General features: G+C 65.0%; 10 protein-coding genes. 6 read left to right on the forward strand and 4 right to left on the reverse strand.

The window, feature by feature from the left end:
- Positions 1–99: 99 nt before the first annotated feature.
- Positions 100–2,937 carry a TonB-dependent receptor plug domain-containing protein gene (locus VGN58_RS11060; RefSeq protein WP_327483285.1) on the forward strand — a complete coding sequence of 946 codons (2,838 nt, stop codon included), beginning with the start codon at positions 100–102 and terminating at the stop codon, positions 2,935–2,937.
- An 84-nt stretch (positions 2,938–3,021) separates the two neighbouring features.
- Here VGN58_RS11060 and VGN58_RS11065 read toward each other — a convergent pair whose 3' ends face one another.
- Positions 3,022–4,620, reverse strand: a complete 1,599-nt coding sequence (locus VGN58_RS11065; protein WP_327483286.1) for a tetratricopeptide repeat-containing sulfotransferase family protein — start codon at positions 4,618–4,620, stop codon at positions 3,022–3,024.
- A gap of 94 nt (positions 4,621–4,714) precedes the next feature.
- Between VGN58_RS11065 and VGN58_RS11070 the strand changes: the two genes are divergently transcribed.
- The 5 genes from VGN58_RS11070 (at position 4,715) to rnfB (ending at position 11,011) form a co-directional block, all read left to right on the forward strand.
- Entirely contained in the window at positions 4,715–6,862 is a 2,148-nt protein-coding gene (locus tag VGN58_RS11070) for a S9 family peptidase (protein WP_327483287.1), read from the forward strand.
- Positions 6,863–7,004: 142 nt separating this feature from the next.
- Positions 7,005–7,817 (forward strand): sel1 repeat family protein, encoded by an 813-nt coding sequence (locus VGN58_RS11075; RefSeq protein WP_327483288.1) that lies wholly within the window; start codon positions 7,005–7,007, stop codon positions 7,815–7,817.
- A gap of 90 nt (positions 7,818–7,907) precedes the next feature.
- The gene (locus tag VGN58_RS11080; protein WP_327483289.1) at positions 7,908–8,348 is read left to right on the forward strand and encodes a DUF2147 domain-containing protein; all 441 of its coding nucleotides are present in this window, start codon (positions 7,908–7,910) and stop codon (positions 8,346–8,348) included.
- 118 nt (positions 8,349–8,466) lie between these two features.
- Entirely contained in the window at positions 8,467–10,530 is a 2,064-nt protein-coding gene (gene metG, locus VGN58_RS11085) for a methionine--tRNA ligase (RefSeq protein WP_327483290.1), read from the forward strand.
- Positions 10,531–10,609: 79 nt separating this feature from the next.
- Positions 10,610–11,011 (forward strand): Rnf electron transport complex subunit RnfB, encoded by a 402-nt coding sequence (gene rnfB, locus VGN58_RS11090; RefSeq protein ID WP_327483291.1) that lies wholly within the window; start codon positions 10,610–10,612, stop codon positions 11,009–11,011.
- A 39-nt stretch (positions 11,012–11,050) separates the two neighbouring features.
- Here the strand turns inward: rnfB and VGN58_RS11095 are convergent, their stop codons facing one another.
- Genes VGN58_RS11095 through mutL form a run of 3 tightly spaced genes read right to left on the reverse strand, consistent with a single transcriptional unit; the run spans position 11,051 to position 14,738 of the window.
- Positions 11,051–11,989, reverse strand: coding sequence for a TraB/GumN family protein (locus VGN58_RS11095; RefSeq protein ID WP_327483292.1), 939 nt, complete (start codon positions 11,987–11,989; stop codon positions 11,051–11,053).
- Positions 11,990–12,001: 12 nt separating this feature from the next.
- The gene (locus tag VGN58_RS11100) at positions 12,002–12,937 is read right to left on the reverse strand and encodes a DUF1684 domain-containing protein (protein ID WP_414710781.1); all 936 of its coding nucleotides are present in this window, start codon (positions 12,935–12,937) and stop codon (positions 12,002–12,004) included.
- Between the two features lies 1 nt (position 12,938).
- Complete coding sequence (mutL, locus tag VGN58_RS11105) at positions 12,939–14,738, reverse strand: DNA mismatch repair endonuclease MutL (RefSeq protein ID WP_327483293.1); 1,800 nt, start codon at positions 14,736–14,738, stop codon at positions 12,939–12,941.
- Positions 14,739–14,760: the final 22 nt, after the last annotated feature.

The raw sequence follows: 14,760 nt of genomic DNA on the forward strand, positions 1-14,760 counted from the left end.
CATGTTAACGTCGGGTCACGAGGACGTTTACGTGTGGCCGGGACAGAGGGATCCGTCCAGTGGGGGCCGCATCCATTGACAGTTTAGGGGATTCACCACATGTCAGTTCGCAATACGAATGCGCTCAAGCGCAGCCGCCTCAGCGCGGCATTGATCGCCGCCCTGGTAGCGCCCTTCGCCGGAAGCGCTTTCGGGCAGGACGCCCCCTCGACGACGGATACGGAAGAGGAGTCGAAGCAGTCGACCTCCACGCTGGACAAGGTGACGGTTACTGGCTCACGCATCAAACGCGCGGAAGTAGAGGGCCCTGCGCCGGTCACGGTGATTACCGCCGCCGACATCGAACGCGAAGGTTTCGCCACCGTCTACGACGCACTGAACTCGCTGACCCAGAACACCGCCTCGATCCAGAACGAGCTGAACCAGAATGGTTTCACCCCGAACGCCAGCTTTCTGAACCTGCGAGGTCTGGGCCCTGGGTATCAGCTGATCCTGATCAACGGCCGCCGCGCGGCTGACTATCCCCTGCCCTACAACTCGCAGTCGAATGCGGTCAATCTTGCGAACATCCCCGCGGCAGCGCTTGAGCGCGTCGAAGTATTGACGGGTGGCGCATCCGCGATCTACGGCTCGGATGCCGTCGCCGGCGTGGTCAATTTGATCATGAAGACGAACTTCGAGGGAGACCAGTTCAGCGTACGTGCCGGCACCACGACCCAGGGTGGAGGCGACTCCGGCCGCTTCCAGTGGATCGGCGGCAAGACCGGCGACAACTGGAGCCTCGTCTACGCATTCGAAGCTGTCGAGCGTGAAGCGATCTTCGCGTCCCAGCGCAAGTTCATGGACTCCTACTTCGACGAGCCCGGCGTGGACCCGGAAGATGTCAACGCCGTCGAAGGCCTGCTCGTGTTCGACATCGCCAATAGCAACCGTGTCTTTCCGGACGGAGGCGAAGCGACCTGCGCACGGTTCAGTGAATTCGACGCGTACTACTTCGAGACCTCGGCCGTATACACCGGGCCGCGTTGCGGCTACTTCGGCTATCCCGCGACCCAGGCGATCCGGAACTCGGACAGCAACCAGTCCGGCTATCTATACGGCACGTTCGACTTCGACAACGGCATGCAGGGCTGGGCGCAACTGAGCGCCTCGCGCGCCAAGGCCAAGTTTGCGAGCTCCACACAGTTCTGGTCGAGCCCTGATTTCTTCGACCCGAATCTGGAATCGGACTTCACCGGTCCGGGCGGCGGTGCGTTCGTTAATCTGCAGCGCATCTTCACGCCTGCCGAAGTGGGCGGTGCGGATGCACAGAGCGCGACGTCGGACGAGCGCGCTTACGACTTCGCGGTCGGCCTGCGCGGCACGATGATTTCCGACCGCTTCGACTGGGATGCCACGGTCTCCCGCGCGGAGTACAAAATCGAAACGCGGCGCCCGCGGTTCCTCGCCAATCGCCTCACCGAGTACTTCCTGGGCGAACAGCAGGGGTTCGACCCCTACTTCGATGCCTACCCGGTGTATGAGTTGAATCAGGCGCGCTTCTTCAATCCGATCGATGCTGCGACCTTCCAGTCGTTGAACACCACCCTGATCGGCAAGGCCGAGTCGGACGTGACGCAGGCGAACTTCACTATTTCGGGCGACCTGTTCGAAATGCCCGCCGGCGCATTGGGAGCCGCTGCCGTCCTCGAGGCCGCCCGCCAGAGCTACGAGCTGACACCGGATCCGCGTACGCTGCCCGGATATACCGGCAACGAACCGATCTACAACTACTCCGACACCGGCGGCGGCGGCGAGCGCGACCGCTACGCGCTGGGTTTGGAATTCAGCATTCCGATCCTCGACAGCCTGAAGGCCAGCGTGGCGGGTCGTTATGACAAGTACGACGACGTCACCAACGTGGACGACGCCATTACTTGGCAGGTCGGCCTGGAATGGCGTCCCGTCGACAGCCTGCTGTTCCGCGGCAGCCATGGCACCAGCTTCCGCGCACCCGATATGCACTATGTGTACGCAGGGGAGTCGGGCTTCTTCACGTCGATCGTCGACGAGTTCCGTTGCCGCCGCGATGGTCTGAATCCGCAGAGCACCGCCTGCTCGGGCGACGCCGACTACGCCTACCAGGTGCAGGGCATCCGCCGCGGCAGCACCGATCTGGAAGAAGAAGAGGGCAAGTCCACCACGTTTGGCGTGGTCTGGGACATCAACGACCAGATGTCGATCAGCGCTGACTGGTACGACATCGAACTGACCGGCGGCGTGGACGACATCTTCACGTCCTACCTGTTCCGCGAAGAAGCGTCCTGCCTGCTCGGTACCGACCGCGCCGGCAACAGCGTCGACCCGAATTCCGCTGCCTGCCAATTCTTCACCGGACTGGTGACCCGTACGAACTCACCCTTCCGCGACAACCAGGTGGACGAGTACAGGTCCTTCCCGGTCAACCAGTCACTCAGCCGTACGAGTGGCGTCGACGTGAACTTCAAGTACGGGCACGATACGGACCGTCTGGGTGACTTCGATTTCGAACTCGCGTGGACGCACGTGCTCAAGAAGGAAATCGAGTTGTTCCCGGGCGACGGCATCATCGACGACCGTGACGATCTTGTGAACCAACGGACCCTGAACTTCCGTAGCCGCGTCAACTGGAGCGCAAGCTGGCAGTTGGACGACTGGGCCGCCAACGTCAATGGGTACCGCCTCGGCTCCCTCCCGCTCGCCAATTCAGAGGGTCGCGGCGGCAGCTTCGTGATCTGGAATGCCGGTATCTCGAAGGAGATTACAGACAAGGCAACCGTGTCGTTCCAGGTCCAGAACCTGCTCGACAAGAAGCCTTTGTTTGACGAGGATCTGGCGTATCCCTTCTTCTGGGGCACCTACTACGCCGGCGTCATTGGCCGCGAGGTGTTCGTGCAGTTCAGCTACAAGCTGCGCTGATAGTCGGTCGGATGCGCGAAGCAGCGGAGCCCGGATTCCCGGGCTCCGCTTTTTTGTGCCTCGCCGCAAATCCGCACCGCCGCATCAATCAATGCCCTCGGATGCCAGCAAAGCCGCCAGCGGCTGCAGCTCGTCCGAATAATGGCGCCACCTGCCCATGGCATCACCATGCAGCTTTTCACGCACCTGCACCACGCTTGCGGTAGCGACCGGAGATACGTTGCGCTCGAATCGCAGGCACTCCTCCTGCCACTCCAATTGGCAGAAATCCAGGATCCGTCTTGTCTCGCGCTCCTGAGCGGCGACAAGTTCCTCATACTCGACCCAGAGAACCCGACCGCCCAATCGCTGCTCGGCATGCTGCATGAACCGCTGGTATTGCAGGTAATAGCGGCCGGTATCGAGCAGGTCGAACGAATACCCGTGATAGGGCGACGCCGGTGAAAACAACTGGCGGAAGTTGGAAAGGCAGGTATCCAGGGGCGGGCGCCTGAGGCAGATGATCTTGGCTTGCGGTAGCGCACTGGCGATCATCCCGATGTAGAGGAAATTATGTGGATGCTTGTCGATGAAGCGGGGCCTGTGTCCAGTCAATGGCCGGGTGCTGGCGACGTATTTCTCCCCCAGCGACGCCCAATCGATCCCACTCGCGCGATGGAGCGTATCCGGATCGATCAGAGGTCTGGTGCGACTGCCGCTCGCTCGCTTGACAAGCGAGGGGAAGTTGAGCACCTCACCAATAGACTGGACGGATGAATGGCTCGAAAGGATGCGATCCACGAGCGTCGTGCCAGTGCGGGGCATGCCAACGATGAAGATGGGCTCCCCATTCGGACATCCGTCACCCTGCCCAGCCGCGTCGATCCAGCCGTCAGTGAGGAGGCGGAAACACGTCGTCTCTGATCGCGCATCGTATCGGGACAGGGTTCTTCCCACCGCCTTACCGGTCGAAAGATGGCGGAAGGCCTTCGCAAATTCTCCGACGTCCTCGTATTCCTTCGCCAGTGCGAGATGGAGATACATCCTAACCACGTCCTGCCTCGCCTCTCCCAAGCGCGCCAACAGTCGCGGAATATGGTTTGCCTCCGGCGTCCATTTTTTCAGCTGCGCGAGTCCCAAGTGGGCCTGCGCATGGTCAGGCGCGAAGCTGAGAACCCGCTGGTAGGATTTTTCGGCAGCATCGAGATCCCCGATGAACAGCGAGGTGGTGGCGTGGTTGAAATGAGTAGCCGCGTCGCCCGGAAGCAGTTCGAGCGCGCGAGCGCTCAAGCGTGCCGCCTGCTCGTACGCGTTGGCCCTGGCGAAAATCGCCGACAGTTGCTGGCACAGCGATCCGTCGTTCCAGACACGCGCGATGGCGTCGCTGGCAACCCCCAGCGCCTGCTGGGGCGAACGAATCTGTGAGATCACTCGAGCCGCCTGCAACACATACCCGGCTTCGTCTGGCTGAAGTTCAAGAGCGCGGTGCGAGTGGGTCAGCGCCTCCTCCCCCTCTCCCACCGCTAACGCCGCTACGGACAGTAGGTAGTGGACGTGGGGAAGATCAGGACTGGCATCAAGTAGTGACCGAAGCAGTGGCATAGCCCGCGCCCAGTCGCCCCGGTTCACGGCTGCCACTGCCTCCACGTACCCGCGAGCTGCCGATGTCCTCGTTTCCACTGGAAAACCGCTGTTTTCGGACATGGTGTCCGCGTTCCTGGGTCAGGCATCTACGATGCCCCATCTTACCCTTAGCAACCGCCGGAACAGGACCGAAATTGCACATGGATTACACGTGATGAGGCGTGCTGGCGGAGCGCGTGCAACGGGGATTTTCCTGCTAAAGTCGGTCACTGACCACGTCGTCGCAGGTGTGCGGCGCCGGCTGAACCAGGCCGTCGCGACGTGGTACATCCGGGGCGATTCAATTTTGGGGGTCTCAATGAAGAAGTGTTTACTCGCGCTGACGACACTAGCCTTCGCGGGCGCGCTGGCCATGCCCGCACAGGCCGCTGCGCCGCTACAGTCGATAGCCGATTTCGTCAGCCATCCGGCCTACAGCACCGTCAAGATTTCCCCTAACGGCGAGTATCTGGCGATGACGGTGGACAAGGGCGATCAGGACGTGCTCGCCGTGCTGAAAACGAGCGACCTCAGCCTGGTCAAGGTGAACCAGCTGCCGGACCAGAAGAGCGTGGGCAGTTTCTACTGGGTCAGTCCCAACCGGCTGATGTTCAACGCCATCAAGAAGCTCGGTGGATATGCGCAGCCTTTCAATACCGGTGAATGGTTCGCCGTCAACGCCGACGGCAGCCAGCCGCGTCCGCTGATTTTCTACGGTACTCGCGATGCGACCCAGCGTGGCAAGACGGTAGGTTCCGAGAGGTTCTCCCTCCTCGACACCCTCAAGGATGACGACCAGTACGTCATCATGTCGGCCATCACGCCACGATCCTCCGAAGGCGTCGGCACCGAAGTGTTCCGCATGGATACGCTCAGTGGACGGCGCGTCTCCATGGGTCGTGCGCCCAAGGAGAATTGCGGCATCGTGCTGGACGCCGCCAAGGAGCCGCGATTTGCGGTCTGCTCGTCCAGTCGCGACGAGGAAGGCGAATACGACGAGCGCACGGAGTTGTACCGTCGCGACGGCAAGAGCTGGACGCTGGTGAACGCCTCCAAGGCCGGCGGCAAGCATCTGTATGTCGTGCGGACGTCTTCAAACGGCACCGTCTACGCCGAACAGGACGACTCCAAGGCGCCTGCCGCCATCGGCACGCTGAACACCTCCACCGGCGAGTTCACCCCGCTGTTCCAGGACAAGGTGGCCGAGGTATCCAACTACATCTGGTCGACCGACGACGCGACGCTGGTCGGCGTGGTCACCGAGGCGGGGGCGCCCGCAGTCAAGCTGATCGACGAGAAGCATCCGGATGCGCAGATCTACGCATCGCTGGCGGGGGCGTTCGAGGGTCAGATGGTCGACCTGGCCAGCAACACCCAGGACGGCAAGAAAATCATCGTCAGCGTCTACAGTGACAGTAACCCTGGCGAGCTGTATCTGTACGACCGCGACAGCGGAAAGGCGCGCTTCCTGATGCAGCGCAAGCCGCAGCTCGATCCGAAGAAGATGGCGTCCGTCAAACCGTTCAACTTCACCTCCCGCGACGGCAAGCTCATCCACGGTTATCTCACTCTTCCCCATGGATCCAACGGCAAGAACCTGCCGATGATCGTCAACCCGCACGGCGGTCCGATCGGGCCCCGCGACAATTGGGGGTTCAACTGGGAAACCCAGTTGCTCGCCAGTCGCGGTTACGCCGTACTGCAGGTCAACTATCGTGGTTCCGGCGGGTATGGGAAGGCGTTCCAGGATGCCGGCCACCTGCAATGGGGCCAGGGCATCCAGAACGACATCATCGACGCCACCCAGTGGGCCATCGGCCAGGGCTACGCCGACAAGGAGCGTATCTGCATCTACGGCGGCAGCTTCGGCGGTTACTCCGCGCTGATGGCGCCGATCCGCGCGCCAGGCCTGTTCAAGTGCACCTTCGGGTACGTCGGCGTGTACGACGTGGACATGATGTTCAAGAAGGGCGATATCCCTGAGCGTGAGTCCGGTCAGCGCTATCTCCGCCGCACGCACGGCACCGATACCAAGTCCTGGGCCGAGAACTCACCTGCGCGCCGCGCTGGCGAGGTGAAGATTCCCGTCTATCTCGCAGCGGGTGCCCGCGACGTGCGTACGCCGCCGGAGCAGACCGAGCTGATGAACAAGGCGCTGATCGCGGCCGGGAATCCGCCGGAAGGCATGATCATCCAGTCGGGTGAGATGCATGGTTTCTACGATGTCGAAAATCGCGTGAAGCTCTACACCACCATGCTGGACTTCTTCTCCCGCCACATCGGTGGAACCGTGACGGTCGGCGCTCCAAGCAAGGGCAACTGACCCGCTCAAGCGACCTTGTCGACGGCCGGCCCCTTGGGGTCGGCCGTTCTTCTTTTCATCGCCGCACCGTGACTTCCGATACGGGCACGCAGGCCCGCGAATTCACAGAATGGCGGGCACTACACGGAAGAAAAGGAAATTCATGAAACCGCTCGGAACCATGATCATGCTTGCGTCGCTGTGCCTGCCGGTCGGGACGCAGGCCGTGATGGCGCAGAACGTGGCTGCACCGGACCCGACCCAGGACAGGCTGATGCTGTCGGCAGGATTCCTGTCGGCGCATCCGGACCTGCGTTACCGCCTGCATGGCCTGGAGGAATTCAAGCAAGGGCGGTACGAAGATGCGCTGAAGTTCTTCCAGCGGGCTTCGTTCTATGCGGACAAGCCGTCGCAGGGCATGGTGGCCGAGATGCTCTGGAACGGCCAGGGTGTTCCCAAGGACGCGGCACTCGCCTACGCATGGATGGACCTTGCCGCTGAGAGGGGATACGTGGGTTTTCTCGGCCTGCGCGAGCGCTACTGGAGCGCACTGAGTGAAGCCGAGCGCCAGCGCGCGCTGGAAGAAGGCGCAGCGCTCTACGCGAAGTACGGCGACGAGGCGGCGCAGCCGCGCATCGCAACCGTCCTGCGTCGCGAAAGGAAGAAGATCACCGGCAGCCGAACGGGCTTCGCGGGCAACGTACAGATCTATGTGCCCGGACCGAACGGGTTCGAGCAGATCGATGGCAGCAAGTTCTTCGACGAGAAGTACTGGGATCCGAAGCAATACCAGGCGTGGCACGACAATGTCTGGATGAAGCCGCGCATCGGCCGCGTCAGCGTGGGCGACGTGGAACAGCTCCCCGCCCAGCAACCCGCATCCCGTATCCCCAGTGCGAATCCTGATGTGGATGCGAAGGAGCCGGAAACACCTGAACGGAGCGACAGCGAACTCGGGACGCGAAAGGACGGCTGAGCCCTTCCATACCCCACCGGATGCGGTATAAAAGACGTCATCCCGCCGGTCGTTGCCGGCGGGCCTGACCCGAATCCCTGGGAGGGGAACATGCGCAAGACCCTGATGGCCGCGATGCTGGCCGCTCCGTTGATGGCCGTGTCGCTGGTGGCGTCGGCTGCCGACCCGGTCGTCGGACGCTGGAAGACCATCGACAGCGATACCGGCAAGCCGAAGTCCTTCGTCGAGATCACCCAGGCCGCCAACGGCACGATCACCGGCCGCATCGTCGAGCTGATCAACCCGAGCAAGCCCAACCCGACCTGCGACAAGTGCAAGGACGACCGCCGCAACAAGCCGATCACCGGCATGGAGATCATCCGCGGCATGAAGGCCGAGGGCGGTGGCGAGTACGCCGGCGGCACCATCCTCAAGCCGGACGAAGGCAAGATCTACAAGTCGAAGATGGAACTGGTCGAGGGCGGCAAGAAGCTGGAGGTGTCCGGCTGCATCGCCTTCATCTGCAAGTCGCAGACCTGGATCCGCCAGTAAGCGTCGGCACACCGTGCAGGCACAGGCCCGGCATCGCCGGGCCTGTCGCGTTATGGGTACCGGAAGAGGCACGCGCCCGGCCATGCGATAATCGCGGCCCCCCGTCGCGAAGCCCGTCATGAGCCGTACCGCCCTGGTCACCAATGCCCTGCCCTACGCCAACGGCCCCCTGCACCTGGGCCACCTGGTGGGCTACATCCAGGGCGACATCTGGGTGCGGGCACGCAGGATGCGGGGCGACACGGTGCATTTCGTCTGTGCCGACGACACCCACGGCACGCCGATCATGCTGGCGGCGGAAAAGGCGGGCATCACGCCCGAAGCCTTCATCGCCGGCATCCAGGCCAGCCACGAGCGCGACTTCGCCGCGTTCGGCGTGGCCTTCGACCATTACGACTCGACCCACTCCACCGCGAACCGCGAACTGACGGAACAGTTCTACCAGCGGCTGGAGGCCGGCGGCCACATCAGCCGCCGCACCGTCGCGCAGTTCTACGATCCGGCCAAGGGCATGTTCCTGCCCGACCGTTACATCAAGGGCATCTGTCCCAACTGCGGCTCGGTCGACCAGTACGGCGACAACTGCGAAGTCTGCGGGGCCACGTACTCGCCCACCGACCTGAAGAAACCGACGTCCATCCTGTCCGGCAGCACGCCAGAGATCCGCGACTCGGAGCATTACTTTTTCGAAGTCGGCCGCTTCGACGCCTTCCTGCGCGAGTGGCTGGCCGGCGATGTCGCCCTGCCCGGCGTCAAGGCCAAGCTGCGCGAGTGGCTGGATGCCGAAGGCGGCCTGCGCGCGTGGGACATCTCGCGCGATGCGCCGTATTTCGGCTTCGAGATCCCCGGTGCGCCCGGCAAGTACTTCTACGTGTGGCTGGATGCGCCGATCGGCTACCTGAGCAGCTTCAAGAACCTGTGCGCCGAGCGCGGCCTCGATTTCGGGTCCCACCTGGTCGCCGGCACCGACGTCGAGCTGCACCACTTCATCGGCAAGGACATCGTCAATTTCCACGGCCTGTTCTGGCCGGCGGTGCTGCACGGCACCGGCCATCGTGCGCCGACGCGGCTGCACGTCAACGGCTACCTGACCGTCGATGGCGCCAAGATGTCGAAGTCGCGCGGCACCTTCATCATGGCGCGCACCTATCTGGACGTGGGCCTGGAGCCGGAGGCGCTGCGCTACTACTACGCGGCCAAGTCGTCCGGCGGGGTCGACGACCTGGACCTGAACCTGGGCGACTTCATCGCACGCGTCAATGCGGACCTCGTGGGCAAGTTCGTCAACCTGGCCAGCCGCTGCGCCGGCTTCATCGACAAGCGCTTCGGCGGCCGCCTGGCCGATGCGCTGCCCGATCCCGCCATGTACCAGCGCTTCGTCGACGCGCTCGGTCCGATCGCCGAGGCCTACGAACGCAACGAGCCTGCCACGGCGCTGCGCCTGACCATGGCGCTGGCCGACGAGGCCAACAAGTACATCGACGAGACCAAGCCGTGGGTGATCGCCAAGCAGGAGGGCGCGGACGCCCAGCTGCACTCGGTCTGCACGCAGGGCCTGAACCTGTTCCGCGTACTCGCCGCCGCACTGAAGCCGGTGTTGCCGCGCACGGCGGCGGAAGCGGAAGCGTTCCTCAGCGCGCCGGTCGACACCTGGGCCGACGTTGCGGCGCCGCTGCAGGCGCACGTCATCCAGCCCTACTCCGCCCTCTTCACCCGTATCGACCCGAAACTGATCGACGCCATGACCGACGCCTCCAAGGACACCCTCGCCGCCGCACCCGCGCCTGCTGCTCCCGAGAAGAAGGCCGAAGCGAAGCCCGCCGCGCCTGCGGAGTCGAAGGACGGCGCCGGTTTCATCGGCATCGAGGATTTCGCCAAGCTGGACCTTCGCGTAGGCAAGGTGCTGGAGTGCGGCTTTGTGGAGGGTTCCGACAAGCTGCTGCGCTTCCTGCTGGATGCCGGCGAGCTCGGCCAGCGGCAGATCTTCTCCGGCATCCGCGCCAGCTATGGCGAGCCGGAAAAGCTCGTCGGCCGCAACGTGGTGTTCATCGCCAACCTGGCGCCGCGCAAGATGCGTTTCGGCCTGAGCGAGGGGATGATCCTGTCGGCCGGTTTCGACGGCGGCGCACTGGCGCTGCTGGATGCCGATGCCGGCGCCCTGCCGGGCATGCCGGTGCGGTGAAGCGAGAAGAGAGTGAAGAGGCGTGAGGAACGAGCGGACACCGGCTCCATCCCCGTCTTCTCTGGCCCCCGCGGCAACCGTGGACCTGACCGAACGCCTTGATCGGCTGTTGCCGCAGACCCAGTGCGGGCAGTGCGGCTTCGATGGCTGCCTGCCTTACGCGCAGGCGATGGCGCGTGGCGATGCCGGCGTGGACCACTGTCCGCCCGGCGGCGATGACGGCGCGCGCGCGCTCGCGCAGGTGCTGCAGGTGCCGCCGCTCCCCTACGATCGGACGCGCGGCGTGCACAAGCCCGCGACCGTCGCGGTCGTGGTGGAGGCCGATTGCATCGGCTGCACCAAGTGCATCCAGGCCTGCCCCGTGGACGCCATCATCGGCGGCGCCAAGCACATGCATGTGGTGATCGACCCGCTCTGCACGGGCTGCGAACTGTGCGTGCCTGCCTGCCCGGTGGATTGCATCGTGATGGAGCCGGTCTGAGCGCGACGGCCGCGCCCACACCCTCCCTCGAAAACTGGCTTACCGCGCGGCGCCGGCCTTGCAGGCCGAACACACGCGCTCGACGGTATAGCCCCGAGCGCGCAGCTTCTCGACCACGCCATCCTCGCCCAGCAGGTGCAGGGCGCCCACCACGACCAGCGCATCGTCATCGCCGGGCTGGTCCAGGATCTGCCGGATCTTCGGCACCCAGGCATCGTTGCGGTCGACGTTGATGCGCTGGTACAGGCGCGGATACTGGTCTCGCATGTCGGCTGCCATGCCGTTCCACAATGCATCCACGTCGCCGCGGCGCCAGGCATCGTGCAGGCGCTGCGTTTCCTGGGCACCCTTCTCCGCCTGCTCCAGCGCTTCGGCGATGAGCTGTCGCTGTTCGGCAGCGTCCATGCCGTCGAGAACGCCGATCTGATCCTGCACCCGTTCCAACCCGGCCGTCGGCTTGCCCGAAGTCCGCGCCTTGTCCATGAAATACGTATCCAGGCCCAGTTTGGGATCCAGCCCTTGCCCGGTCATCTCCATGATGCTGATCGTCAGGCCGACGAACCAGGGCTCGAAACGCGCGTACGAGGCCAGGGGCAGTCCGCTCCTGGCTGCCCACGCCTCCAGCCGTGCCCATGTGTCCGCATCGAGGTCCTGTTGCAGCGTCTTGCCGTCCGTGCGCACGGCGGCCTGCATCATCAGCTGCGGTACCGCGAGCGACTGCATCTCTTCCGGCGAAAGTTCGAACATCAGGCGCTCGGCATCGGCGAACGCCGCATCGACATCGGCCGACAGCGGATAGTCCGTCGGCCGCAGCAGATGGAATGAGCCCAGCAGGTAGACCGCATTGTCCTTGTCCGAGACCTTCCACAGCAGCGGCACCGGTGGCGCGGTCGCCGTCGGCGTGTCCGCGGCAAGGACGGACGCACTGCCCAGCAGGGCCGTGAGGACGAGGGCGTTCAGCGAGCGGCGCAGCGGCATCGGATCCTTCCTTCAGAGCACTTTGATGGGTTTCGCATAGGCCTTCTCGCCCGCGTCGACCAGCAGGTCGAGGCGGTTCTCCGCGGGCGGCAACGGACAGGTCGCGTACGGCGTGAAGGCGCACGGCGGGTTGTAGGCGCGGTTGAAGTCGAGCACCACCTTGCCCGCCTGCGGCGCGGCGGCATCCAGGAAGCGGCCGGCGGGGTAACTGCCGTGGCCACTGGTACGGTCGGCCAGCACGAAGAACAGCGGGCCGCCCGCGGCGCCCAAGGCCTCCAGCCGGAACGTGCGGCCGCCGCGCTCGAACTCGACCGCGCCGGGATTGGGGGATTCGGTGGCCACGCCGATCACGTCGACGATGGTGAGCGTCCTGCCGGGCGGATGCGGGATGAAGCGGCCTTCGATGCGCCAGTCCTCCTGCGCGGGCCAGTAATCCAGGCCGATGAACTGCGTGCGCGATTCGGCATCGGCGTGCTTCACGCGCAGCGCATGACGGCTGCCGCGTTCGATCACCGTCAGCAGGCCCTTGCCCTCGTCGAAACCGACGACCGAGGGATTGGCATCGCGGTCGCTTTCCAGTTCGACGCGCCCCTTCAGCGGCTCGCCGTTGAGCGTGAGCGCAGCACCGGCCTCGGGCGTGAGGAACACGCGCTTGTCCTGTTGCGTGACCATGCCCAGTTTGGCCGGGCCGTAGGCCAGCCTGATGCCGCTGCCCGGTCCGCTGCCGACGAAGTGGGATTTCAGCTCGAGCCAGTGCAGGCCGACCAGGCTGGTCCAGCCGTCCGGCGCCGTCAGTTCGGTCCTGCGCTGTTCCCGCCATGCCGCGTTGTCGGCCAGGAAATCGACGTCCACCGCCTTGCCGGCATCGGCCGCCTTCTCGTCACTGCCGCACCCGGCCAGCGCCCCCAGCAGCATGGCCACCCCCAGCCATCCCGTGTACTTCCCCATGTCAGCGTCCTCGCAGGAACCAGCGGTCGATCTCGTTCAAGGAAAAGCGCGCCCAGGTCGGGCGGCCATGATTGCACTGCCCGGAGCGCTCGGTGGCTTCCATCTCGCGCAGCAGGGCGTTCATCTCGGGCAGCGTCAGGCGCCGGTTGGCGCGCACGGCGCCGTGGCAGGCCATCGTCGCCAGCAGTTCGTCGCGCGCCGCCGCCACCCGCCGGCTTTCGCCGTGCTCGCGCAGGTCGGCCAGCACGTCGCGCAGCAGCGCCTCGGGTTCGGCATTGGACAGCAATGCCGGGATGCTGCGCACGCTCAGCGACTGCGGGCCGCTGCGGGTGATGTCGAAGCCGAGCGTGGCCAGCGTGGCGGCCTCGCGCTCGGCCACGTCCGCCTCGCGCTCGGCCACGGCCAGCGACATCGGCACCAGCAGTGGCTGCGCGCGAAGGCCGATGCTGTCGTGCGCGTCTTTCAGTTTCTCGTAGCCGATCCGTTCGTGGGCGGCATGCATGTCGACCACGATCAGTCCGTCGGCGTTTTCCGCCAGGATGTAGATGCCGTGCAGCTGCGCGATGGCGAAACCCAGCGGCGGAATGCCGTCGACATCGTTCGCCGGCATCGCCTGCACCGACGTCGGCTGCATCATGCCGGTCTGCAGAGCATCCGCCGGCGCGGCATACAGCGCGGCATAGGCCGCAGGCGCCTCCGCCACGTTCAGCCCCAGCGGCGACTGCTGCGTGGGCATCCAGGCGGAAGGCACGGACATGGAGGGTCGGGCAGCGAACGGCGACGGCGCGATGTCCTGCGGCAGTGCGCCGGCGCGCGTTTCCGCGAGCGCTTCATGCAGCGTGCGATAGACGAAGTCATGGATCAGTCGTGTGTCGCGGAACCGCACCTCGTGCTTGGCCGGATGGACGTTGACATCGACGCGGGTGGGATCGAGTTCCAGGAACAGCACGTAGGCGGGCTGGCGACCGTGGAACAGCACGTCCTGGTACGCCATCTTCACGGCATGCGCGATGTTGCGGTCGCGCACCGAACGGCCGTTAACGTAGACGTACTGCTGGTCGGCGCTCGCCCGCGAATAGCTGGGCTGCGCGATCCAGCCGTGCAGGCGCAGCCCCGCAGCGGCGTGGTCCACGCGCAGCGCGTTGCGGGCGAACTCGTCGCCCAGCGTCTCGCTCAGGCGCGCCAGCGATTCCAGCTCGTCCGCCTTGTAGCGCCGTGCTGGCCGACCGTTGTGCGACACGCGCAGTTCGATGTCGGGACGCGCCAGCGCCAGCGACCGCAGCCACTCCTCGATGTGCCCCATCTCCGTGCGTTCGGCACGGAGGAACTTGCGCCGCGCCGGCACGTTGTAGAACAGCTCGCGCACTTCCACCGTGGTACCGACGGCGTGCGGCTTGGGCATCACCTCGCCGACCTTGCCGCCTTCGACCTGCAGCGAGGCGCCATGCGCGTCCTGTGCGCGTCGCGAGGTCAGCGCGAACCGGCTGACCGAGGCGATCGACGGCAGGGCCTCGCCACGGAAGCCGAGCGTGGCCACCGCTTCCAGGTCATCGAGCGAGGCGATCTTGCTGGTGGCGTGGCGCGAGACGGCCAGCGGCAGTTCTTCCGGCGCGATGCCGCCACCGTCATCGCGGATGCGGATCAGGCGGACGCCGCCCTCTTCCAGGTCGATGTCGACGCGGCGGGCACCGGCGTCCAGGGCGTTCTCGACCAGTTCCTTGACTACGGAGGCCGGACGTTCGACGACTTCGCCCGCGGCGATCTGGTTGATGAGGGTGTCTGGAAGCTGACGGATCGGCACGTGCTGGCGACGCGGTGGCGCC

It is taken from the genome of Pseudoxanthomonas sp. (genome assembly GCF_035999195.1).
In the GTDB taxonomy this organism is placed as follows: Bacteria; Pseudomonadota; Gammaproteobacteria; order Xanthomonadales; family Xanthomonadaceae; genus Pseudoxanthomonas_A.